Annotated in this window: 18 protein-coding genes; 2 read left to right on the forward strand and 16 right to left on the reverse strand. The window is 60.3% G+C overall.

What is annotated here, in order from left to right; genetic code table 11:
* Nucleotides 1-85: 85 nt before the first annotated feature.
* The 12 genes from ASD36_RS05290 to trpS all read right to left on the reverse strand — a co-directional run bounded on the left by ASD36_RS05290 (nt 86) and on the right by trpS (nt 11,153).
* A complete protein-coding gene (locus tag ASD36_RS05290; protein ID WP_060500804.1) occupies nt 86-505 on the reverse strand; it encodes a helix-turn-helix domain-containing protein in 420 nt (139 codons plus the stop codon).
* Between the two features lie 155 nt (nt 506-660).
* Complete coding sequence (gene lnt, locus ASD36_RS05295) at nt 661-2,250, reverse strand: apolipoprotein N-acyltransferase (RefSeq protein WP_060500806.1); 1,590 nt, start codon at nt 2,248-2,250, stop codon at nt 661-663.
* Nucleotides 2,251-2,406: 156 nt separating this feature from the next.
* Nucleotides 2,407-3,570 carry a hemolysin family protein gene (locus ASD36_RS05300; protein ID WP_060500807.1) on the reverse strand — a complete coding sequence of 388 codons (1,164 nt, stop codon included), beginning with the start codon at nt 3,568-3,570 and terminating at the stop codon, nt 2,407-2,409.
* Between the two features lie 12 nt (nt 3,571-3,582).
* A complete protein-coding gene (ybeY, locus tag ASD36_RS05305) occupies nt 3,583-4,089 on the reverse strand; it encodes an rRNA maturation RNase YbeY (protein ID WP_060500810.1) in 507 nt (168 codons plus the stop codon).
* 18 nt (nt 4,090-4,107) lie between these two features.
* A complete protein-coding gene (locus ASD36_RS05310) occupies nt 4,108-5,163 on the reverse strand; it encodes a PhoH family protein (protein ID WP_037104536.1) in 1,056 nt (351 codons plus the stop codon).
* Nucleotides 5,164-5,192: 29 nt separating this feature from the next.
* A complete protein-coding gene (gene miaB, locus ASD36_RS05315; protein ID WP_060501397.1) occupies nt 5,193-6,593 on the reverse strand; it encodes a tRNA (N6-isopentenyl adenosine(37)-C2)-methylthiotransferase MiaB in 1,401 nt (466 codons plus the stop codon).
* A gap of 61 nt (nt 6,594-6,654) precedes the next feature.
* On the reverse strand, nt 6,655-7,443 hold the full coding sequence (locus tag ASD36_RS05320) for a 1-acyl-sn-glycerol-3-phosphate acyltransferase (protein WP_060500812.1): 789 nt from the start codon (nt 7,441-7,443) through the stop codon (nt 6,655-6,657).
* Nucleotides 7,444-7,591: 148 nt separating this feature from the next.
* The gene (locus ASD36_RS05325) at nt 7,592-8,104 is read right to left on the reverse strand and encodes an N-acetyltransferase (RefSeq protein WP_060500814.1); all 513 of its coding nucleotides are present in this window, start codon (nt 8,102-8,104) and stop codon (nt 7,592-7,594) included.
* 1 nt (nt 8,105) lies between these two features.
* Nucleotides 8,106-8,771 (reverse strand): tRNA (adenosine(37)-N6)-threonylcarbamoyltransferase complex dimerization subunit type 1 TsaB, encoded by a 666-nt coding sequence (tsaB, locus tag ASD36_RS05330; RefSeq protein WP_060500816.1) that lies wholly within the window; start codon nt 8,769-8,771, stop codon nt 8,106-8,108.
* Nucleotides 8,772-8,817: 46 nt separating this feature from the next.
* Nucleotides 8,818-9,384 (reverse strand): NifU family protein, encoded by a 567-nt coding sequence (locus tag ASD36_RS05335; protein ID WP_060511956.1) that lies wholly within the window; start codon nt 9,382-9,384, stop codon nt 8,818-8,820.
* A 156-nt stretch (nt 9,385-9,540) separates the two neighbouring features.
* Nucleotides 9,541-10,032 carry a universal stress protein gene (locus tag ASD36_RS05340; protein WP_060500819.1) on the reverse strand — a complete coding sequence of 164 codons (492 nt, stop codon included), beginning with the start codon at nt 10,030-10,032 and terminating at the stop codon, nt 9,541-9,543.
* Nucleotides 10,033-10,085: 53 nt separating this feature from the next.
* Entirely contained in the window at nt 10,086-11,153 is a 1,068-nt protein-coding gene (gene trpS, locus ASD36_RS05345; RefSeq protein WP_060500821.1) for a tryptophan--tRNA ligase, read from the reverse strand.
* A 416-nt stretch (nt 11,154-11,569) separates the two neighbouring features.
* Between trpS and ASD36_RS05350 the strand changes: the two genes are divergently transcribed.
* On the forward strand, nt 11,570-12,052 hold the full coding sequence (locus ASD36_RS05350) for a D-Ala-D-Ala carboxypeptidase family metallohydrolase (protein WP_060500823.1): 483 nt from the start codon (nt 11,570-11,572) through the stop codon (nt 12,050-12,052).
* A gap of 13 nt (nt 12,053-12,065) precedes the next feature.
* Here the strand turns inward: ASD36_RS05350 and murJ are convergent, their stop codons facing one another.
* The 3 genes from murJ to mutS form a co-directional block, all read right to left on the reverse strand.
* Nucleotides 12,066-13,658: a murein biosynthesis integral membrane protein MurJ gene (murJ, locus tag ASD36_RS05355; RefSeq protein ID WP_060500824.1), complete on the reverse strand. Its 1,593-nt coding sequence runs from the start codon at nt 13,656-13,658 to the stop codon at nt 12,066-12,068.
* Entirely contained in the window at nt 13,655-16,501 is a 2,847-nt protein-coding gene (locus ASD36_RS05360) for a [protein-PII] uridylyltransferase (RefSeq protein ID WP_060500826.1), read from the reverse strand. The genes murJ and ASD36_RS05360 overlap by 4 nt, the downstream gene beginning before the upstream one ends.
* A 96-nt stretch (nt 16,502-16,597) precedes the next feature.
* Complete coding sequence (mutS, locus tag ASD36_RS05365) at nt 16,598-19,342, reverse strand: DNA mismatch repair protein MutS (RefSeq protein WP_060500828.1); 2,745 nt, start codon at nt 19,340-19,342, stop codon at nt 16,598-16,600.
* A gap of 102 nt (nt 19,343-19,444) precedes the next feature.
* Here mutS and ASD36_RS05370 point away from each other — a divergent pair, with 102 nt between their 5' ends.
* Entirely contained in the window at nt 19,445-21,730 is a 2,286-nt protein-coding gene (locus tag ASD36_RS05370) for an NADP-dependent malic enzyme (protein WP_060500830.1), read from the forward strand.
* 171 nt (nt 21,731-21,901) lie between these two features.
* Here the strand turns inward: ASD36_RS05370 and ASD36_RS05375 are convergent, their stop codons facing one another.
* On the reverse strand, nt 21,902-22,780 hold the full coding sequence (locus ASD36_RS05375) for a GNAT family N-acetyltransferase (protein WP_060500831.1): 879 nt from the start codon (nt 22,778-22,780) through the stop codon (nt 21,902-21,904).
* Nucleotides 22,781-22,783 lie beyond the last annotated feature (3 nt).

Here is a 22,783-nt window from a genome sequence, read left to right on the forward strand (position 1 = left end):
AGGGCGACAGTCCCGCCCTGGATCAGAACACAAAAAAAGCGGCACTGTCCGGCCGCTTTTTTTCATGCCATGTCTGCGGGCAGATTTATTCGGCTTCCGCTTCTGCGGCCAAGGCCTTGACGAGGTCTACAAGCTTGCGGCGCACCTTGGGATCGCCAATCTTGACGAATGCGCGGTTGAGCTGGAGACCTTCCGAGGACGACAGGAAATCGACCACGTAGTTCGAGCTTGAGGCTTCTGCCATGCCAGACGGACCGGTTGAGGCATCGCCCGGTGCATCTTCGAAAAAGAAGGAGACCGGAACATTCAAGATGCTTGAAATGTTCTGAAGGCGGCTGGCGCCGACCCGGTTCGTACCTTTTTCATATTTCTGGATCTGCTGGAAGGTGATCCCGAGGCTCTCTCCGAGCTTCTCCTGGCTCATGCCCAGCATGGTGCGGCGAAGACGAATCCGGCTACCGACATGAATGTCGATAGGGTTCGGCTTCTTCTTGTTTTCTATCATAACGGTTTCCTAATAAGCGAAGTTGCAGTTGCTCCATAACCTGGACACTTGCCGAGAGCAGACTACACGATACGTTGTGCAGCCGGGGCGGAAACCCCCCGAACATAGGTGAAGATCGATGGTAAATGCCACTATGCAATTTTAGGGGTTTTTGGTCAATTCTCTCGCAGAATAAAACTTGCGCGGGAAATAACGGCCAAACCGAAGAGAAGGAGCGCAATCAGGATTGCGCTCCTTTCTTGCGCCTCAGGGCTCATTAGCAATACATGTTTTCCCGGCAAAATTGTGTCTACAAAGCCTTTTGTTCCGAACGGAAAGCCGGTGACTATCTCTCCACGCCCATTGATAACAGCCGAAATACCGGTGTTGGCATCGCGGATGAGCGGCAAACCCGTCTCCACGGAGCGCAGCCGGGCCTGCTGGAAATGCTGATAGGGGCCGGGTGTATTGCCGAACCATGCATCATTGGTGAGGTTCAGCAGTGCGTCGCCCTGGAGCGCATCCATGCCGATTTCGCCAGGAAAAATAGCCTCATAGCAGATCAGCGGATAGAGCGTCTTGCCACCTGGCAACGTCAGCAGCGTGCGTGTCGCCGCGGCGGAAAAGCCGCCAGGCATCGCGACCGTATCCAGCCCCGCGGCAGAGAGGAGGCTTTCCAGCGGCAGGTATTCCCCAAACGGAACAAGATGGACCTTGTCGGACGCGCCGACGATCTGGCCGCGATCGTCAATCACATAGATCGAATTATAGTAGCGCGGTGGCTGGCCGGCGCCGCTGGCTTCAGCCCGCACCGCGCCGGCGATGAGCAGTTGGCCATCTTGCAACACATCTGAAATCCTCAGCAGCGCATCGGGATTCTCGGTCAGGATGAACGGGACCGCGGTTTCCGGCCAAACGACAATATCAGGCCGTTTGCCGCCATCGGCGGGAGGCGCCTGCGTCAGCTCCAGATGCTCTTCAAAGATCGCCATCCGCTCGTTGTCATCGATCTTCTTCGACTGATCGATCAAAGGCTGGACAAGCCGGATCGTCAAAGCAGGATCGGCGGGCGGCGGCAAGGGCTGCGCCAGCCGGTAGAAGCCGTAACCGAAATGTGCCGCAACCAGCAAAACAGCAAGACTCAATCCCACGCGCAACCCCTTGCGCGTACCGATGAGCGCGGGTGCTGCGAAGACGAAGACCGCCAGCATGTTGACGCCTGCCAGTCCGATCACGGCGGCAGACTGCATCATCAGCGGAACCGGCATGGCCGCATAGCCGATCGCGTTCCAGGGAAACCCGGTGAGGACAAAGCTGCGCAGCCACTCGAAAAGCCCGAAAGCAAAAGCGAGCGCCGCAATCCGGCCAAGGCCGTCCGACCAGAGGATGCGGGCGACTGCGGTTGCCAAGGCATAAAACAAGGCGAGGAACGCCGGCACACCGAGCACGGCCAATGGCACTGCCCAGGCAAAATCATCAGCCTCGACGAGCAGCGCGTTGCCCAGCCACCAGAGGCCACCGAGGAAGTAGCCGAAACCAAAACACCAGCCGATCCAGAATGCCGGAAAGCCGCGCCTGAGCACACCGTGACCGGGATTGCCCGAAGCACCATCGAGCAGCCAGACAAGAATCGGAAAAGACAGAAACGGTGCTGCGAAAATGCCGAAGGGCGGCAAGGCGAAAACCGCAATCAAACCGGCGACGAAGGCGACAAGTGCCCGGCGGGCTCCCGACAACAGCATGATCCTGCCCGCAAGCCACTCCATTCACTTCCCCCAATCGGCGCAAACCGCCACCCGGCCACCGGCGCGGCAAACAACGCGCGCAGTGACCGTCAATCCGAATCAACGTGGGGCAGTGTTCCAAAAAAGCGGCGGCTTGTCGTGCCTGGAAACGCTGTTTAAGCGTTCAAAGCAGGAGGCTTAGCCGGTTTCGCGCAGCGATTTCTCCGGCGCATCGGCTGGAGCGGCCTCGAAAGGCACCTCCTCTTCGCCCTTTGCTGGACGACGGCGGGCGGGCGGGCGCTTGCGGACGATCCGCACGCGCTTCACCCGGCGCGGATCGGCATCCAGAACCTGGAATTCGAAGCCGGGGATAGCCTGGACCACCTCACCCCGAGCCGGGATGCGGCCGAGCGAGGCAAAGACCAGACCGCCGAGCGTATCGACATCCTCAAGCTGCTCGCGCACGTCGAAATCCGGGCCGATCGCTGCGGCGATCTCTTCCAGTTCAACGCGGGCATCGGCAACAAAAACGTCGTCGGACGTCTTGGCAAACATGACTTCTTCGTCGTCATGCTCATCTTCGATATCACCGACAACCATTTCGACGATATCCTCGAGCGAGGCGAGGCCATCGGTTCCGCCGTACTCATCGATCACCAATGCCATCTGGATGCGGGCGGCCTGCATGCGCTGCATCAGGTCCGAGGCGTGCATGGACGGCGGCACGAACAGGACCTGGCGGATGATGCCGGCCTCTTCGACGGTCTTAGACAGGTCGATGCGGCCGAGATCGAAACTCGGCTTGGGCTGGCGAACCGGCTTTTCGGATTTTTCAGCCGTGGTTGCCGCAGCACTCGCAGAAGAACGGCTGCCGGTGCGCCGTTTGTTGCGGGCCTGCTTGGTCACATAGGAAAGCAGGTCGCGGATATGAACCATGCCGCGCGGGTCGTCGAGGCTTTCGCTATAGACCGGCATGCGCGAGCGGCCGGATTCCTCGAAGATCACCATCAGTTCACCGATGGTGATGCTGAGATCCACGGCCTCGATATCGGCGCGCGGAACCATGACATCCTCGACGCGGACTTCGCGGAACCGCAGGATGTTGTTGAGCATGGCGCGTTCGGCCGGCGAAAACGCCGTATCGCCATCCGCAGCCCCTGTCATCAACGCGTCGGTAAGATCTTCACGAAGGCTGGAGGCATTGCCCGCACGCCAGATCCGGGCTGCACGGCTCCAGAAGGAGGAGCCTGACTTGCCGTTCTCAGGTTTGGGGGCGGTGCTACTACTGCCCGCCTCGTCCTGACTGGAGGCTTCCGCCTCGTCTCTAACAGCCGCTGCCGGCTGCGCTCTAAAATCGCTCATTGTTCCAAACTATCAAACGGGATCACTGTCCCCATAGGGATCAGATAAACCAAGACCGGCCAAAATGCGAGTCTCAAGGTCCTCCATTCTTTCGGCGTCACTCTCATCGATATGATCATAACCGAAAAGATGCAGGAATCCATGCACCAGGAGGTGGGTCAGGTGCTCATCGAAAGGCTTGCCGAGATCATCGGCCTCGCGCACCAGCGTCTCATGGGCAAGGATGATATCGCCGAGCATCGGACCCGGCATCTTGCCCGGCGTCACCGGGAAGGCGGGAAACGACAGGACATTGGTCGGTTTATCCTGGCTGCGCCATTCTGCGTTGATTTCCCGGATGGAGGCATCATCGGTAAACACTAGCGACACTTCCGGCGGCATTTTGGGAAATGGCTGTTTTTCTTCACGCTTCAGGAAATCGGCGCTCGCGCCAAGCACACGTTCACTGAGAGACGCAAGTTCCGCTTCGGAAGGCCATGGGCCTTCCTCGACGCTGATCTGGATATCAAGGCTCGTCATGATTGGCTTGCTTCCGCCTTAGCGGTCGCCCTGCTCGCTTTCGTCATGCACTGCCGTCGTTGCCTCATAGGCACGGACGATACGGGCAACCATCGGATGGCGGACAACATCGACATCCTTGAAGCGGACAACCGATACGCCTTCAACGCCTTTGAGGATCTGCAGGGCCTCGACCAGGCCGGACTTGACGCCACGCGGCAGGTCGACTTGGCTTGGATCGCCCGTGACGATCATCCGGCCGTTTTCGCCGAGACGCGTCAAAAACATCTTCATCTGCATCGTCGTGGTGTTCTGTGCCTCGTCGAGAATGACGGCGGCATTGGCGAGCGTACGTCCGCGCATGAAGGCGAGCGGGGCGATTTCGATGACGCCAGCAGTGATTGCCCGCTCGACCTTGTCGCCGGGCATCATGTCATAGAGCGCGTCGTATAGCGGCCGCAGATACGGATCGACCTTGTCCTTCATGTCACCCGGCAGGAAGCCGAGGCGTTCGCCGGCCTCCACGGCAGGGCGCGACAGCACGATGCGATCGACCGCGCCGCGCTCGAGAAGCTGGGCAGCATGCGCAACGGCAAGATAGGTCTTGCCGGTACCGGCCGGGCCGACGCCGAACACCAATTCGGACCGCTCCAGCGCGCGCATATAGGCGTCCTGCGTCGGCGTGCGGGCCGCAACAGTCTTCTTGCGCGTCGAAATCTGCGCGAGGTTCAGCTTGGCTTTCTTTTCCATGGTCGGCAACTGGAGCTGGTCATCGGCAGCGACCGCCATGCGGATGGCGCCTTCGACATCGGAGGGTTCAACGGTGCTGCCATTCTGCAGGCGCCCGTAGAGATAATCGAGCGCCCGGCGGGCCTGATTGGTGGCGACGACTTCACCGGAGATCGCGACGGAATTGCCCCGCGGCCGTGCATCGATATGCAGGCGCTGCTCAATCAATTTGAGATTCTGGTCGAACTGGCCAAACAACTCGCTGGCGAACCGGTTGTTCTCAAATGTGAGCACGAAGTGATTGACGTCTGTCGCGGATGTTTTCGACTGGCGCGGCGAAGATGAAACCAATTCGTGTCCGTTCAAGCGGTCAGGCTCCTTGAGTTAGCGGTCCTTCAGCTTACCACTTCGGCAAACAGACTGTTAGGCCCCGCACCAGTGATTCGTACAGAAACAATGTCACCGATTTGCGATGCGTTTGCATCAACATTCACGGACTGCAGCCAGGGCGAGCGGCCGATCAGCTGGCCCGGCATGCGGCCCGGCTTCTCCAGAAGCAGGTCGATCGTCTTGCCGATACAGGCTTGAGCAAACTCGTTTTGCTGTTTTAGCAACAAAGCCTGCAATCTTTCCAAGCGTTTGGCTTTTACGTCTTCCGGCACCTGGTCTCCAAGATCGGCGCCGGGCGTTCCGGGGCGGGTCGAATACTTGAATGAAAATGCCTGTGCATAACCAACGGTTTCAACCAGGCGCAGCGTGTCCTCGAAATCCTCGTCGGTTTCGCCGGGGAAGCCGACGATGAAATCGCCAGAGAGCGCGAGATCGGGCCGGGCCGCCTTGATGCGGGCGATCAGCGCGATGTATTCGGCCGTCGTGTGCCGCCGGTTCATCGCCTTCAGGATGCGGTTGGAGCCGGACTGGATCGGCAGGTGCAGATAGGGCATCAGTTGCGGCAGATCACGATGGGCGTCGATCAGGCTGTCATCCATGTCGCGCGGATGGCTGGTGGTATACCGCAGGCGGGAAAGACCTTCGATCTGCGTCAGGCGATGCAGGAGGTCGCCGAGACCCCATTTTTCGCCGTTGGCGCCAACGCCATGCCAGGCATTGACGTTCTGGCCGAGCAGAGTGATTTCGCGCACGCCAGCATCGACCAGTTTCTGTGCTTCGGCAACGATCTGGGCAACCGGCCGGGAGACTTCGGAGCCACGCGTGTAAGGCACGACGCAGAAGGTACAGAACTTGTCACAGCCTTCCTGAACCGTGAGGAACGCGGTGACGCCCCTCGCCTTTGTCTTGGCCTTGTCGGGTGCCGGCAAGTGCTCGAACTTGTCCTCGATGGCGTAATCGGTTTCCAGCACCCGCTCGCCACGTTTGACGCGCTGAAGCGCCTCGGGAAGCCGGTGGTAGGTCTGCGGCCCGATGACGAGATCGACGGCGGGTGCCCGGCGCAAGATTTCGTCGCCTTCGGCCTGCGCGACGCAACCGGCAACGCCGATCATCATTTCGCGGCCTTCGCCGGCCTTTTTCTTCTTCAAGTCACGCAGCCGCCCAAGCGCCGAGTAAACCTTCTCAGCGGCTTTCTCACGGATATGACAGGTGTTCAACAGGACGAGATCGGCGTCCTCCATGACATCGGTTGCGACATAGCCATCCTTGGCCAGCGCATCGGTCATCCGGTCGGAATCGTAGACGTTCATCTGACAGCCGTAGGTCTTCACGAAGACCTTGCGGACGGCTGAGCTCTCAAGAGCCACATCGGGCTTTGCGGATAAAACGGCGATTTCCTGTGTCATGCCCGGTTCCATAGAGCATCAAGGGCCAAAATTGAAGCCCTTTCCCTTGGCCACGACAGCCTCAGCGGCCACGCAGCTTGAGAGCCAGCATCTCGCGAATGCTCTTCTCCACCTGGCGGCTGACGACCTTGCGGTTGCTCTCTGCCGTATAGGTGATCTGCTCGCCGTAGATCACGTCGACATCGACGGCGCCCTCGTAGAGGATACCGAGCAGATGCGGCGCCAGCGCGATATCGCCCGGCCAGGCGGCGACCGGCCGGTGATAGCGGCCCATCGGCATGCCGTGAATGCCGGTATAGGCAATGGCCAAAGGTTGGACATGGACGGCACCCGTCGGCGACATCGGAACGGCGGCGGCAGCGGCACCGAACAGCGACGTCTTGATCTCCAGAAGCCGGTTGCCATCCGAGGTCGTGCCTTCGGGAAACAAAACAACGATCTCGCCATCGGCCAGACGCTTGCCGATCTCGTTGACCTGATTGCCGGTGGTGCGTTTCTGCTCGCGCTCGACGAAGATCGTTGCCTGCAGACGCGCCAGAAGGCCGAAGACCGGCCACGCCTTGACGTCGGACTTGGCGACGAACACCACGTCGGCGATCGAGCCGAGAACGAGAATATCCTTCCAGCTGGCATGGTTCGATACCAGCAGCAATGGCCGCTGCCGGTCCGGCGTGCCATGGACGCGGACCCGGATGCCGACGAGGCGGCAGGCCATGCGATGCCACAGGCGCGGCAGGGTGCGGCGTTGCGGTGTGTCCAGCCACAGAAACAGGATTTGCAGCGGCGCCATGACAACGGTCGCCAGAACGAGAATTGTCATGCACAGCGTGACGCGCAGCCAATTGATCACGCGCAGCGCCTCGGCACGCCATCCGGCGTCAGCATCAAGGACACTGTGCTGCGTCTATCGTGATCTCTGCTTGGTCTGTCGGCATTGCGGCGCAAGCGCGTCTCTCTTCCTGGTCCGCTTCACATCATTCGGTTCAAGGCAGCTACGGCTAACCAAGATCGAGCCGCATGACAAGGGCAGCGGTTTTGGCGCCGTTAACATCCTGATAATAAGCACGTCTTTCGCCGACCTTGGAAAATCCGAGTTTCCGGTAGAGCGCGATCGCGGCAGTATTGGTCTCATCGACTTCGAGGAAAACGGCTTCAGCAGCCTGATCGCGCGCTTCGCGCAATGCCGCCCGCATCAACCGCCAGCCGAGGCCGAGACGCGAAAACCGCGGATCGACGCCGATCGTCAGGATTTCCGCTTCACCGGCCGCCACCCGCGACAGGACAAAGCCGCCGATAAGTGGTTGCGTGATAAACGGCCGCGTATAGGCATTGTTCTGGCGGGCGATGAAGCCGAAAACGGTATCCTGGTTCAGCAGCGAATGCAGTTCGCCGTCGCTCCAGGCATGCGTGAACCGCAATTTATGGACGGCCGCCGCCTGCGGCAGGTCGGCCGTTTCCAGGGCAAAGATTTCGAATTCGGGCTTGCGGACAAAAAAGTCGGTCAGCGACATCTTACGCTCGCGCCACCGCAAAGCCGGCCTGCGACTTGACGTCGGGGCCGCGCAGATAGAGCGGGCTCGGCTTGCCCAGTGAAGGATCGGCCGCAGCACCAAGGCGGGCGACAAGACGGATATCCGTGAGGTCCGTTTGGGCGGCGCTTTCCGGAACGTTGTCTGTCAGATGCCGGGCGGCGGTGCCGCAGATGAAGCCGTCGAAACCGGCAAACATCCTTTGGGCGTCTGGAATTTCCAGCATCAACGCTTCGCTACGCGCCGTGCCGTCGGCTTCGAAACTCTGGCAATAAAGCTCGTCACGCTTTGCATCGATCGTCGCCAGGATGGCGCGGCCCGGATGCCTTTCCCGGGCAGCTTCGGCAATGGCAGCAAGTGTTGAAACACCAACGGCCGGCACGTTCAGTGCCAGCGCAAAACCACGCGCCGCGGCAACGCCGACGCGGATGCCGGTGAAGGAGCCCGGACCGATGGTCACCGCGATGCGGCCGATATCGGCAAGCACCTTGCCACAAGCGGCGAGCGCCTCGTCGATAAACCCCATGAGTTGCTCTGCATGGCCACGGCCGATATCGGCCCCGGCCGAGGCCAGAACCGTATCGCTATCGCTGTCGTAGACGGCTGCAAAACAGCCCGCCCCAGCCGTATCAATGGCCAGGACGATCATGATTTTTCAACTTTTCTGGATAGTCGCGGCACGGATAATCGCTCGCTTAGACGGCTTCGACCGCCTGCACTTCAGGAATAAAATGATGCAGCAGGTTCTGCACGCCATGCTTCAGCGTTGCCGTCGAGGACGGGCAGCCGGCGCAGGCGCCCTTCATGTTGAGGAAGACAGTGCCATCGCGAAAACCCTTGAAGGTGATATCGCCACCATCCTGGGCGACAGCCGGGCGAACGCGGGTTTCCAACAGTTCCTTGATGGTCGCAACGATGGTCTCGTCGCCCTCTTCGAAGAACTCGCCGTCCTGATCACTTTCTTCAGCGCGCGTATGCACCGCCATGACCGGTTGCCCGGACATGAAGTGTTCCATGATCGAGCCGAGGATGGCAGGCTTCAAGTGCTGCCATTCCTGCGCTTCCTTGGTGACCGTGATGAAATCATAGCCGAAATAGACGCCGGTCACACCGGGGATCATGAACAGGCGCGCGGCCAGCGCCGAACCGGCTGCGGCTTCTTCCGCGTCGCGGAATTCGGCCGTGCCGTTTTCCATCACAACCTTACCCGGCAGAAATTTCAGCGTGGCGGGGTTCGGCGTGGCTTCGGTCTGGATGAACATGTCTTTACTCCGCGTCGGCCGGGATCGCGTTCAACCAGCCTGTTTAGAACTATTCAAAAGAATATAAGCGGTTTGGGCGGCTGCTTCAAGATGCGTGGGCCAGCGTTTCAGCCGCGCAAGGATCAATTCCATTGATCCTTGTTTTGGCGGCAAGGTTCAGCTCAACGCATCGATTTCCTCGTCCGTCAGCAGATCCGGGATGACAGTTACCGGGATCGGGAATGCGGCTGTCTTGCCGGCAATAGACGAAACCAGTGGACCTGGGCCATCCTTGGCCGAACCGGCGGCCAGCACCAGAATGGCGATGTCGCGGTCTTCCTCGATCAGGCTGTAGATCTGATCCGTTGCGCCGCCTTCGCGGATCACCATTTCCGGCTCGATCCCGATCGTTTCGCGCACCATCTGGGCGATCTTGGCAAGCGTTGCCTCGGCCTCGGCCCGGGCTTCCGCCCGCATGATCCCCTCGACACCCAGCCATTGCTGGAAGTCGGCATCGGCAATGACATAGAGCAGAACGAGACCGCCATTGGAGTTTTTAGCGCGCATGCCGGCATAGTGAACGGCGCGGCCGCATTCCGGGGTATCGTCGATCACCGCCATGAATTTGCGGCGGTGACCTTCCAGTCTTGAGAGTCGTGTTGAAACCATGACGCGACTCTTACACCCGATATTTTTGGCTGCAAGGTTTCTTTTGCGGCGGATTATTGCAGAAAGCCGACGATTTCCCGAACCTGTTTCATCGTCACTTCCGCCCGCGCCCTGGCCCGCTCGCCACCATCGCGCAGGATGCTGTCGATATGGGTCGTGTCGTCCATCAGGCGGCGCATTTCGCCCGAGATCGGGGCAAGAACGGTGACCGCGAGATCGACGAGCGCCGGCTTGAAGACGGAAAACTGCTGGCCGCCGAATTCTGAAAGCACCTCAGCCTTGGTCTTGTCCGACAGGGCGGCATAGATACCGACGAGATTGTCGGCTTCCGGGCGGCCCTTCAGGCCATCGACCTCGCTTGGCAAGGCGTCCGGATCGGTCTTGGCCTTGCGGATCTTCTTCGAGATCGTCTCGGCATCGTCCATCAGGTTGATGCGCGACAGATCGGATGCATCCGACTTCGACATCTTCTTGGTGCCATCACGCAACGACATGACGCGCGGCGCCGGGCCGCCGATCAGCGGCTCAACCATCGGGAAATAGGCATGCACCGGCTCTTCGCCGACCTTGATATCGACACCGTAATCGGTCCGGCGGATATGATCGCCGAAATCGATGTTGAACTTCTGCGCGATATCGCGGGCAAGTTCCAGGTGCTGCTTCTGATCATCACCGACAGGCACGTGCGTCGCGCGGTAAACGAGAATATCAGCAGCCATCAGGCTCGGATAGGCAAGCAGGCCCAACGACATCTGTTCGGCATTCTTGCCGCCGGATTTGTCCTTGAACTGGGTCATGCGTTCCATCCAGCCGATGCGGGCGACGCAGTTGAAGATCCAGGCAAGCTCGGCATGCTGCGGCACGGCCGACTGGTTGAAGACGATGTGTTTCTTCGGATCGATGCCCGAGGCGATGAAGGCGGCGGCAATCGAGCGGATCTGGCCCGGCATGTCCTCATGCACCAGCTGCGCGGTGATCGCATGCAGATCGACGACGCAATAGATGCAGTCATTGTTTTCCTGCAGGGCGACGAATTTGCGGATCGCGCCGAGATAATTGCCGAGGTGGAGATTGCCTGTCGGCTGAACGCCGGAAAAAACGAGCGGCTTGAATTCTGACATCGTGTCCTCATTCGGGCTTGTGGAGGGCCCGGCCTCTGTTGCTGTTGGCGGGCTTATGCACACAGGCGCAGCTGCGATCAAGAGGATTGCGGCCAGTGTCTGCGGCAAATTCCCTCCAGGGTGGAGGAAGAGAATGCCAAGACCTTGAATCCAAAGATTCAAATTGGAATTTTTTCCTCTAATGTTCAATTTCAATTAATGAACATGGCGGCAATACGGCATAGCTATTTAGAGCTAAAAGAAGAAAATTCCATAAATTTGCTGCAATTCGGATGAATTTGCCAATCCGCCAACACAACCAGGTTCCTAGGCCGAGCTCTCAGCTGTACTGCGCACATCGATGGCGCGGCGAACCGACATTTGCATGTGCTCCGATCCAATGAAGGACGCTGACGGGCCATGCCAAGGGGATTGTCATGCGTAATCTTTTATCGCTCGCACTCGCGTGCCTGCTTGCCGTTTCCGGTTTTTCCCTCGCCGAAGCCAAGGACGACAAACAGCGGAAAGTGAAGCTTCCCGTGCACAGCAGAACGACAGCCTACGCCGTGCAGACCGTATCGGTCAGAACCGGCTGCTTTTCACCGCGTCTGGAGGGCATTCTGGCGCATATCGCTGCGAAAACCGGCCGACGGCCACTGGTCACCTCCGGCCACCGGCCGAGCTCCCACCGTTCCGGCTCGATGCACCGGTTCTGCCAGGCCGCTGATATCCGCGTGCCCGGCGTTTCGGAAAGTGCGATCCTTGCCGCCGCGAGATCGGCGCCGGGCATCGGCGGTATCGGCCGTTACTGCAATGGTATCGTTCATGTCGATACGGGCGCCAAACGCCAATGGGCCTATTGCGGCAAGTCGAAACGTCATTTCCTCAGCGCCAAGCGCCGCTCGGGAAAGCGCGCCTGAAGCCTTTATAGCCTTAACTATCCTCTGGCGGCGTTGCGCTGGCAGCGCCCTTGCGCTTGATATTGCGCCGGATCATCGAGAGATCAGCCCCGCCAATCAGGAAGGCGGCTGCGAAGTAGACGACCATCGACACCCCGATCAGAATTCCAAGCGCCCCCAGCTTCGTCCAGAACGGCGATCCTGACGCCAGCGAGGCGGCGAAGACGCTGCGCAGGTAATAGAGAACGCCGCCCATGATCGACGCGGCGACAACCAACAGCGCCGTGCGGCGTACGAGCGCCCATTCCCAAGCCAGATGACCGCGGCGCAGCAGCGTGACAAAGAGCAGCACTGTGCTGATCCAGCCTGCCGTTGCTTCGGCGACCGCGATGCCCGGAGCGCCGAGGCGTGGAAACAGCGTGATTGCCAGAGCACAATTGACCACGACAGCAATAGCCGAAAAGCGCATCGGCATCTTGGTATCTTCGCGCGCGTAAAAACCCGGCTGCAGCGCCTTGATCAGCACGAAAGCCGGCAGGCCGATGCCGTAGATGGCAAGGATCGAACCGACAACGGCGGTATTTCCGGCGTGGAATGCACCCCGTTCAAACAGCACCCGGATGATTTCGTCGGAGAGGATCCACAGCGCAAAGGCAGCCGGAATGGTCAGGAACAGAACAAATTCGATGGACCGGTTCTGCAGGTTTCCGGCCTCGCGCAGATGACCGCCTTTGAGTGCGCGCGAGAGTTCCGGCAACAGTACGACGCCGACGGCGATACCGACCACGCCAAGCGGCAACTGATAGATCCGGTCGGCATATTGCAGGGCGGCGATGGCGCCGTCCTGCGCCGATGCGATCGCCTGACCAATCAACTGATTGATCTGGGTAATGCCACCGGTGATCGCAGCAGGTACGGCCAGGATCAGCAGGCGTTTGACGTTAGGTGTGAAACGAGGGAATTTGAGCTTGATGCTCATGCCGGCATGCAGCACGCCGAAATAGACGACAGCAAGCTGCAGGACACCCGCAACAAGCACACCCCAGGACAGATACCAGGCGGTCGTCAGCGGATCGGCGCCGGTATAAAGCGCATAGAATAGCGCGCCGATCATCACCACGTTCAGAAAGATCGGGGCGACGGCGGCGGCAAAGAAATGATGCAGCGAATTGAGCATGCCGCTCATCATCGCCGTCAGCGACATGCACATGAGGTAGGGGAACATCACCATCGCCATGCGCACGGTCAGCGCTGACTTCTCGGCATCGTCGGCGAAGCCCGGCGCGATGACGAAACGCACCAGGAGCGGCATCGACAGTTCCATCGCGATGGTGATCAGCAGCAGGACGGTGAAGAGCACACCGAACACTTCTTCGGAGAAACGTTTGGCACCATCCGTGCCATTGGCTTCGATCTCCTTGGAGAACAAAGGCACAAAAGCCGCATTGAAAGCGCCCTCGGCGAAGAGCCGGCGAAACAGGTTGGGGAACCGGAACGCCGCATAAAACACGTCGGCCATCGGGCCAGTACCGAGTGCCGCGGCCATCAGCATTTCACGGGCGAAACCGAAGATGCGGCTGCCGAGCGTGGCGCCACCGACGGTCATGAATTTCTTGACGAGGCTCATGATTCTGCCTTGGATTTTTTTGCACCCGTGACGGAGCGCGTGTGTTGCGGCGCGATCATGCCCGACGGCATGCGGTCGCGCATCTCGTCCGCCTCGTCCGACATCACAGCCTTCAGCCGCGCAACAATATTGCTCTGCCGGGCTTCCGTGGTGATCTTCTGGCCGACAAGGTCGGTGACATAGAACGTATCGATGACCTTCTCGCCGAAAGTGGTGATATGCGCCGAGGCGATGTCGAGCGACAAGTCGGAGAGCACCGCAGTGATTTCCGAAAGCAGGCCGGTGCGGTCGAGGCATTCGACCTCGATGACGGTGAACTTGTTCGACAGGCTGTTGCTGATGGTGACGGCGGGCGGCACCGTGAAGGCCTTGTTGCGCTTGCGGTGTTTCGTCCGGCTGGCGATCACTTCCGGCAGGCGTTTCTTGCCGGACAGCACATCCTCGATCATCTTGCCAATATTCGCAGCACGGCGCATCTCGTCGTCATCGACCGAAAACTCGCGGGTGATCAGGATCGTATCCAGCGCCCGGCCGTCCGACGTCGTGAAAATCTGCGCATCGACGATATTGGCACCTGCTGCCGCACAGGCCCCTGCAATCACCGCCAGTAGCCGCGGATGGTCGGGTGACAAGATGGTGATTTCAGTGATGGCGTGGAACTGGTGGGTGCGCACCATCGTCGCCAGCGCCCGTCCGGTCTTGTCGGCCTCCCGGATGAAACGGGCATGGCGCAGCTGGTCTTCGAGCGGCACCGACAAGAGATACGGCTGGTAATGCAGCTTGGTATAGGTCTTGCGGTCCTTCTGGCTCCAGTCGGACAGGGCATCGAACAGCACGTCGGCTGCATGTGCCGCACGCTCCTTGCGCGGCAGATCGGAGAAGCCGCCGGACAGAAGCAGTTCGGTCTCATAGTACAGCGTCCGCAGCAGCTGGCCCTTCCAGCCGTTCCAGACGCCGGGACCGACGGCGCGGATGTCGGCGATGGTCAGGATCAAAAGCATTTTCAGGCGGTCGAGCGATTGGACCTTTTCGGCAAAGTCGATGATCGTCTTGCGGTCGTTGAGGTCGCGCGTCTGCGCCACCATCGACATGGTGAGATGCTCCTCGATCAGCCACGCCACCGTTTCGGTCTGCTTGGGCGTCATGCCGAAGCGCGGGCAAAGTTTTCGGGCAACCTTGGCTCCGGCGGTCGAATGGTCTTCCGGACGGCCCTTGGCGACATCGTGCAGAAGAACGGCAACGAACAGTGCAGTGCGATCTTCGATCGAGGGCATGAGCTTGAAAGCGAGCGGATGCAGTTCCTCGTCGCGGCCCTGATCGATCCTCGACAGCACATCGACGGCGCGCAGCAGATGCTCATCGACGGTATAGTGGTGATACATGTTGAACTGCATCAGCGAGACGATCTTGCCGAACTCCGGAATGAACCGGCCGAGCACGCCAGCCTCGTTCATCCGGCGCAAGATCAACTCGGGATCGCGGCGCGAGGTCAGCATCGACATGAACAGCCGGTTGGCTTCCTCATTGTCGCGTACGGCCGGTGTGATCAGGCCAAGCGACCGGGTGACCTGCTTCAGGGCGGCAGGATGGAACTCCAGTCCATTGATATCGGCCACATGAAAGATGCGGATCAGATTTATCGGGTCACGCTTGAAAATATCCGGACTTGCAAGCGCAATACGGCCGCCGTCATCGACGAATTCCAGCGTACCGGCGATCTTACGGACGCGGTGAGTGAAGCGGCTGAGCGCAGCGGTAAACCCCGGAAGCTGCTTGGCCTGCTGGTCTTCCAGCGCAGCACAGAAGATGCGGGTGAGATCACCGACACTCTTGGCGACGAGGAAATAGTGCTTCATGAAGCGCTCGACAGCGGTCAAGCCAGGATGATCGTGATAACCGAGGCTTTCGGCAATCTCGCGCTGGATATCGAAGGATAGCCGCTCTTCCGCCTTGCCGGTCAGGAAGTGCATGTGGCAACGCACCGCCCAGAGAAAATCGTCGGCTTTCTGGAACAGGGCATATTCCTGGCGCGACAGGACGCCGAGCTTGATCAGGTCGGCCGAATCCTTCACCCGGTAGAAATATTTAGCGATCCAGAACAGCGTATGGATGTCGCGCAGGCCGCCCTTGCCTTCCTTGACGTTCGGCTCGACCAGATAGCGCGTATCACCGGCCTTGCGGTGGCGCTCGTCGCGCTCGGCAAGTTTGGCGGCGATGAAATCGGGGCCGGTATTCTTGACAATTTCGCCGTCGAAGCGGGTTTCCAGTTCCTCCGTCAACTCCTTCGAACCGCAGATATAGCGAGTTTCGAGGATAGCCGTGCGGATGGTCATATCGCCGCGCGACAGCCGGATGCACTCGTCGATGGTGCGCGTCGCATGGCCGACCTTGAAGCCCAAATCCCATAGGATATAGAGCATGAACTCGATGGCAGGCTCGGCCCAGACCGCCTTCTTGACCGGCAACAAGAAGAGAAGATCGATATCGGATCCCGGCGCCAGCGTACCGCGGCCGTAACCGCCGACGGCAGTGACGGCGATGCGAGTCCAAGGCTGGGCATTGGCGGCGTCGAAGACCTCATTCAGGACGAAGTCGTGCAGGAGGGTGATGAGCTGGTCCTGCAGCCAGGAAATCCGCTCGGCGCATTTCAGCCCGCTGCCGTCTTGAAGCAGCAGTTCACGCGCCTTTTCACGGCCGGCCAGATTGGCCTGCTTGAACGCGGCCAGCAGCGCCTGGCGCATCATGTCGCGGTGTTCCGCATGCGCCGAAGCGATGAAACTGCACTTGGCCCTGAGTGCCGTAACATTCAGGATATCGGGAAATGACGTCTCATGTATGGTCATCAAAGGCCGACCGTCTTCCTGTCCGGCAGGCTCTGCGAGCCATGCTTGTGCATGCGCTATAGCCTTTTTGCCCGAGAATGGACAAGACTCTTACGATCAAGAATTACCAAGCTGCTTCTTCAGCGCGTAAAGCGCATCCATCGCCTCGCGTGGCGTCATGTCATCGGGATTGAGGCTTTTCAAAGCCTCCTCCACCTTCGACGGACCCGCCTTGACCTGTTCCTCGCGGCGGATTGCCACCTGGAACAGCGGCAGGTCATCGATCAACTGGCTGGCCGGGTTCTTGCGGTCGGCGTCCTCGAGCTTTGCCAGAACATCCTTGGCCCGGGAAACAACGGACGCCGGCAAGCCGGCAAGGCGGGCGACCTGGATGCCGTAGGACCGGTCGGCAGCACCAGGCCCGACCTCATGCAAGAAGATGACGTCGCCATGCCATTCCTTCACCCGCATGGTGGCATTTGACAGACGATCGAGCTTTTCCGACAGAACCGTCAGCTCGTGGAAATGTGTAGCGAACAAGCCGCGGCAGCGGTTGCCCTCGTGCAAATGTTCGACGGAGGCCCAGGCGATCGACAGGCCGTCGAACGTCGCGGTGCCACGGCCGATCTCATCGAGGATGACCAGCGAGCGGTCCGTCGCCTGATTGAGAATCGCGGCCGTCTCGACCATCTCGACCATGAAGGTGGAGCGGCCACGGGCGAGATCGTCCGACGCGCCGACGCGCGAGAACAGCCGGTCGACGATACCGATATGGGCGGATGCTGCAGGCACGAAGGCCCCCATCTGCGCCATGATGGCGATCAACGCGTTCTGACGCAGGAACGTCGATTTACCGCCCATGTTGGGACCGGTCAAAAGCCAGATCGCCCCATCGCCCTCGCCGTCATGCGGCGACAGATCACAGGTATTGGCAACAAATGCGGCGCCGGACTGGCGGCGCAACGCCTGTTCCACCACTGGATGACGGCCACCGTCGATGGCAAACATTTTCGATGTATCGACCAGCGGGCGGCAATAGGCCTGCTCCTCGGCCAGCGTCGCCAGCCCGGCAGACACATCGACCACAGCAAGCGCAAGGGCGGCGGCTTTGATGGCTTCAGCCTCCGCCACCACCATGGCCGACAGCCGATCGAAAGCCTCAAGCTCGATGGTCAGCGCCCGGTCGGCGGCATTGGCGATCTTGGTCTCGAGATCGGAGAGTTCGGTCGTGGTGAAGCGCATGGCATTGGCCATGGTCTGGCGATGGATGTAACGCGCCTTGGCCTCGGGTGTGTCGGTCATCGGCCCGGCATTGCCCTGGGTCACTTCGATGAAATAGCCGAGCACATTGTTATACTTGATCTTCAACGACTTGATGCCGGTTTCCTCGGCATAGTCGAGCTGCAGCCCCGCGATCACCCGGCGGGACTGGTCACGCAGTGCCCGCATTTCGTCGAGTTCGGCACTGGCGCCATCGCGCAAAAAGCCGCCGTCACGCTTCAACAGCGGCAATTCATCACCGAGAATGGCTGCCAACTGCTGGACCATATCCTGCGGCAGCGTCTTGATGGCCAGAAGCGCGCCGCCCAGCTCTTCCGAGAGATCCCCGCGACTAAGCAGGCCAGCAACCTCGACCGCAGACTGGCAACCGGCAAGGATGCTGCCGAGATCACGTGGGCCGCCACGGCCCAGAGACAGGCGCGACAGCGCACGCGGCATGTCAGGCACGTGTTTCAGGGCGGAGCGCAGATCGCTGCAGAACGACGGCTGGTCGGCAAGCGCACTAATGGAATCAAGCCGGGCATTGATGCGCTCCGGATCCGTCAGCGGGGACATCAGCCGTTCGGCCAGCAGCCGGGCGCCGCCGCCGGTGACGGTACGGTCCAGCGCCTTCAAGAGCGTGCCGTTGCGATCGCCGGACTGGGTTTTCACCAGTTCGAGATTGGTGCGGGTTGCCGGATCGATGAACAGCGTCGAGGCGGCACTTTCGCGCTCCGGCGCGCCCAGCGGTGGACGCTCCGCGAGCTGGGTTTTTTCCACATAGGAAATTGCGGCAGACGCAGCCGCGAGTTCGGCGCGCGAAAAGCTGCCGAAACCATCAAGCGTCTTGACGCCATAATAGCGGGCGACGCGGTTTTCCGCCGTGGCGCTGTCGAACAGCACGGCCGGCTGCGGCACCGCGACTCGGCCGAGAATGTCGATGACCGGGCGCATCTCCGGATCATGGAAGACCGTATCGGCGAGGATCAGCTCACGCGGCTCGATACGCAGGATATCGGCGAGCAGCCGCGTTTCCGTGGTTTCCGCCAGCCGGAAGACGCCGGTGGAAATATCGATCCAGGCCAGCGCGATGGCAGGCTCATTGCCGCCGCGAATGCGGGCAAGCGCCATCAGGTAGTTCGATTCCGATGGCGAAAGCAGCTTGTCTTCGGTGATCGTGCCGGGGGTAACGAGACGCACGACATCGCGCTTCACCACCGATTTTCCGCCGCGCTTCTTGGCCTCAGCCGGATCCTCGACCTGCTCGCAGACAGCGACACGGAAGCCGAGACCAATCAACTTTTGCAGATAATCGTCTGCCGCGTGAACCGGCACGCCACACATCGGGATGTCCTGGCCGAGATGCTGGCCGCGCCGCGTCAGCGTGATCCCAAGCGCCCGCGACGCCTCAACCGCGTCCTGAAAGAACAGTTCGTAAAAATCGCCCATCCGGTAAAACAGGATCGAATCCGGGTTGTTCGCCTTGATCTCGATGAACTGTTCCATCATCGGCGTGGCCGTGGCGCGGCTCTCTTCCGTCGCCAGCTGGGCGGCGGTCAGAACCTCGGGAGGACGGATAATTGGCTCTGCTACAAAAGTCATGCTGGTTCCAAAAAAGTGGTGCCACACTATCCATGCGCGTTTATAGAAGACAACACCAAAGCGGCTAAGGAGAGCCGTCGCCCACAAAAGGTTGGAGGACCCATGGCCGAAAATGACAAGACCAGTCGCAGCGCGACCAGCGTGACCGATCAGGAAGCCCTCGACTTCCATTCGCAGGGGCGACCCGGAAAGCTGGAGATATCGCCGACCAAGGCGATGGCGACGCAGCGCGACCTGTCACTTGCCTATTCGCCAGGTGTGGCCGTGCCGGTCAAGGCCATCGCCGCCGACCCGTCCAAGGCCTATGACTACACGACCCGCGGCAACATGGTCGCCGTCATTTCCAACGGAACCGCCATTCTTGGCCTCGGCAATCTTGGCGCACTCGCCTCCAAGCCGGTGATGGAGGGCAAGTCCGTGCTCTTCAAGCGGTTCGCCGATGTCGATTCGATCGATCTTGAAGTCGACACCGAGAATGTCGACGAATTCATCAATTGCGTACGGTTCCTCGGCCCGTCCTTTGGCGGCATCAATCTTGAGGACATCAAGGCACCGGAATGTTTCATCATCGAGCAGAAACTGCGCGAGATCATGGACATCCCTGTCTTCCACGATGACCAGCACGGCACCGCGATCATCGCCGCCGCCGGCCTGATCAACGCGCTGACGCTGACCGGCCGTGATTTCAAGACGACCAAGCTCGTCTGTAACGGTGCAGGTGCAGCCGCAATCGCCTGTATCGAGCTGATCAAGTCGATGGGCTTCAACCCGGCCAACATCATACTCTGTGACACCAAGGGCGTGATCTACCAGGGCCGCACGGAAGGCATGAATCAGTGGAAATCGGCGCATGCGGTCAAGACCGATCGCCGCACGCTGGAAGAAGCCATGAATGGCGCGGATGTCGTCTTCGGTCTTTCCCAGAAGGGAGCTTTCTCCGAAGACATGATCCGTTCGATGGCGGACCGGCCGATCATCTTTGCGATGGCCAACCCCGATCCGGAAATTACACCGGAGGAAGTGTCCCGCATCCGTGACGACGCGATCATGGCAACGGGACGATCAGACTACCCGAACCAGGTCAACAACGTCCTCGGCTTCCCCTACATCTTCCGCGGCGCGCTCGACGTACATGCCTCGACTATCAACGAAGAGATGAAGATCGCTGCAGCGCAGGCTCTGGCAAGCCTTGCCAAGGAAGATGTGCCGGACGACGTGGCTGCCGCCTATCAGGGCAACCGTCCGCGTTTCGGCCCGCAATATATCATCCCTGTCCCGTTCGACCCGCGGCTGATCTCGGCGATCCCGATGGCCGTTGCCAAGGCGGCGATGGACAGCGGCGTTGCCCGCAAACAAATCCCGGATCTGGCCGCCTATGGCCGGCAGCTGTCAGCCCGCCGCGACCCGATCGCCTCGACACTGCAGCGCATCTATGAGCGTGTTCGCCGCCAGCCGAAGCGCATTGTCTTTGCCGAAGGCGAAGAGGTGCAGATGATGCGCTCGGCGGTTTCCTATGCCAACCAGGAACTCGGCACCGCCATGCTGCTCGGCCGCGAAGACCGGATGCGCCAGACGGCGGAGCGCGAAGGCATTGATCTCGACCGGCCGGGTATCCAGCTCGTCAACGCCCGCATTTCCAAACGTACCGGTGCCTATACCGACTATCTCTACGCCCGGCTGCAGCGGAAGGGCTACCTGTTCCGCGATGCACAGCGTCTGATCAACAACGACCGCAATCACTTCGCCGCCTGCATGGTGGCACTCGGCGACGCCGATGGCATGGTGACGGGCATCACCCGCAATTATTCCACGGCACTTGAGGACGTTCGCCGCTGTATCGATCAGAAACCCGGCCACCGGGTGATCGGCGTGTCGCTGGCTCTCTGCCGTGGCCGTACCGTGCTGGTTGCCGATACGGCGGTTCACGATATGCCGTCTGCCGATGAACTGGCCGATATCGCCGAGGAGGCCGCCGGCCTCGCCCGCCGTCTCGGCTACGTGCCACGTGTGGCGCTTCTGGCCTATTCGACATTCGGCCACCCGTCGGGAGAGCGCTCGGAACGAGTCCGTGAAGCCGTCAAGCTGCTCGACAAGCGCCGTGTCGATTTCGAGTATGATGGCGAGATGGCGGCCGATGTGGCGCTGAATGCCAAGGTGATGGAGCAGTATCCGTTCTGCCGCCTGTCAGGTCCGGCCAACGTGCTGGTTATGCCGGCGTTCCACTCGGCTTCGATCTCGACCAAGATGCTTCAGGAACTGGGTGGATCGACGGTGATCGGCCCCCTGCTCGTCGGCCTCGACAAGTCGGTCCAGATCGTCTCGATGTCGGCCAAGGACAGCGATATCGTCAACATGGCGGCCCTGGCGGCGCACAACGCTAATAGCTGAGCGCGCATCTGAAACACAAAGAGCCCGCCCGGCAAACCCGAGGCGGGCTCTTTTTATGCGACATGTCGATCTTGATCAAAACACAACTGAATACACGTTCCGCAATATTGGAAGCCCGATCAAAACGTTCACTTGCATGTAAACTGCATTCCAGAACGCCAAGCGGCGCCTTCAGCTCGCGAAGCGGCCAGCATCGGCACCATAGTAATTCAGGTAGCGGCCGGAGATATTGGTGATCGGCAAAACGATCAGCACATCGGTGGTGCGGAACGCGTGATCGACCACGGCGCCATTCCCGACCATGGCGCCAAGGCGCATATAACCCTTGATCAACGGCGGCAAAGCGGCAAGCGCCTTGCGCATGTTGATGGCTTCAACCGGCATCAGGTCCATGGTGCGATAGAGTTCCGGGCGGGCAGACACGTCCCACTCGTCACGAACGACCACGTTATGATGCAGGAAAGACAGCGCCAACGCGTGCTCTTCGGGAATGACACCCGGAAACGAGCCGCAGCCAAACATGGCGTCGACGCCATACTTCAACGCATAGGCCCAATTGCCCTGCCATAAAAGCTCGACAGTGCGCTTGGTGCGGTATTCCGGCAGGACGCAGGAGCGGCCAAGCTCCATGAACTTCTTGTCCGGGTGCCGCTCGAGAAGCGAGCCGACCGAAAACTCCGAAGCCGAATAGAAGCCGCCTGTCCGGGTCGCGACGTCCTGGCGAAGCAGGCGATAGGTTCCGACGATCTGGTCTTCCGGGTCACCCTCGATCGACGTGTCGAGCACCAGAAGGTGATCGCAGACCAGGTCCCACGCATCGGCGTCACGTTTGCGGCGATCGGCGTCCAGCGGGATTTGCGCCTTCATCTCCTCGACGAAAACCTTGTAGCGGACCGCCTGCGCGGCATCGATTTCAGACGCGTTGCGGGCAAGCCGCGTCTCGAGATTGCCGATACGTCCGAGTATGTCATGCGCCGGGGCATTGACGCCCCGGACACGGGTCTGCGGCTGTTCAGCCACCACAACCAGATCCAGAGTTTCGATTGTCATCGT

It is taken from the genome of Rhizobium sp. Root1334, from assembly GCF_001426665.1.
Classification (GTDB): Bacteria; Pseudomonadota; Alphaproteobacteria; order Rhizobiales; family Rhizobiaceae; genus Pararhizobium.

Bases quoted from the DNA above. Each gene is read 5' to 3' on its own strand.
- ASD36_RS05335 (WP_060511956.1), bottom strand. From the start codon at position 9,384: ATGTTCATCCAGACCGAAGCCACGCCGAACCCCGCCACGCTGAAATTT.
- ASD36_RS05300 (WP_060500807.1), bottom strand. From the start codon at position 3,570: ATGAGCGATTTTAGAGCGCAGCCGGCAGCGGCTGTTAGAGACGAGGCG.
- ASD36_RS05290 (WP_060500804.1), bottom strand. From the start codon at position 505: ATGATAGAAAACAAGAAGAAGCCGAACCCTATCGACATTCATGTCGGT.
- trpS (WP_060500821.1), bottom strand. From the start codon at position 11,153: ATGTCAGAATTCAAGCCGCTCGTTTTTTCCGGCGTTCAGCCGACAGGC.
- murJ (WP_060500824.1), bottom strand. From the start codon at position 13,658: ATGAGCCTCGTCAAGAAATTCATGACCGTCGGTGGCGCCACGCTCGGC.
- ASD36_RS05340 (WP_060500819.1), bottom strand. From the start codon at position 10,032: ATGGTTTCAACACGACTCTCAAGACTGGAAGGTCACCGCCGCAAATTC.
- ASD36_RS05360 (WP_060500826.1), bottom strand. From the start codon at position 16,501: ATGACCATACATGAGACGTCATTTCCCGATATCCTGAATGTTACGGCA.
- ASD36_RS05325 (WP_060500814.1), bottom strand. From the start codon at position 8,104: ATGTCGCTGACCGACTTTTTTGTCCGCAAGCCCGAATTCGAAATCTTT.
- ASD36_RS05370 (WP_060500830.1), top strand. From the start codon at position 19,445: ATGGCCGAAAATGACAAGACCAGTCGCAGCGCGACCAGCGTGACCGAT.
- mutS (WP_060500828.1), bottom strand. From the start codon at position 19,342: ATGACTTTTGTAGCAGAGCCAATTATCCGTCCTCCCGAGGTTCTGACC.
- ybeY (WP_060500810.1), bottom strand. From the start codon at position 4,089: ATGACGAGCCTTGATATCCAGATCAGCGTCGAGGAAGGCCCATGGCCT.
- tsaB (WP_060500816.1), bottom strand. From the start codon at position 8,771: ATGATCGTCCTGGCCATTGATACGGCTGGGGCGGGCTGTTTTGCAGCC.
- ASD36_RS05350 (WP_060500823.1), top strand. From the start codon at position 11,570: ATGCGTAATCTTTTATCGCTCGCACTCGCGTGCCTGCTTGCCGTTTCC.
- miaB (WP_060501397.1), bottom strand. From the start codon at position 6,593: ATGACACAGGAAATCGCCGTTTTATCCGCAAAGCCCGATGTGGCTCTT.
- ASD36_RS05375 (WP_060500831.1), bottom strand. From the start codon at position 22,780: ATGACAATCGAAACTCTGGATCTGGTTGTGGTGGCTGAACAGCCGCAG.
- lnt (WP_060500806.1), bottom strand. From the start codon at position 2,250: ATGGAGTGGCTTGCGGGCAGGATCATGCTGTTGTCGGGAGCCCGCCGG.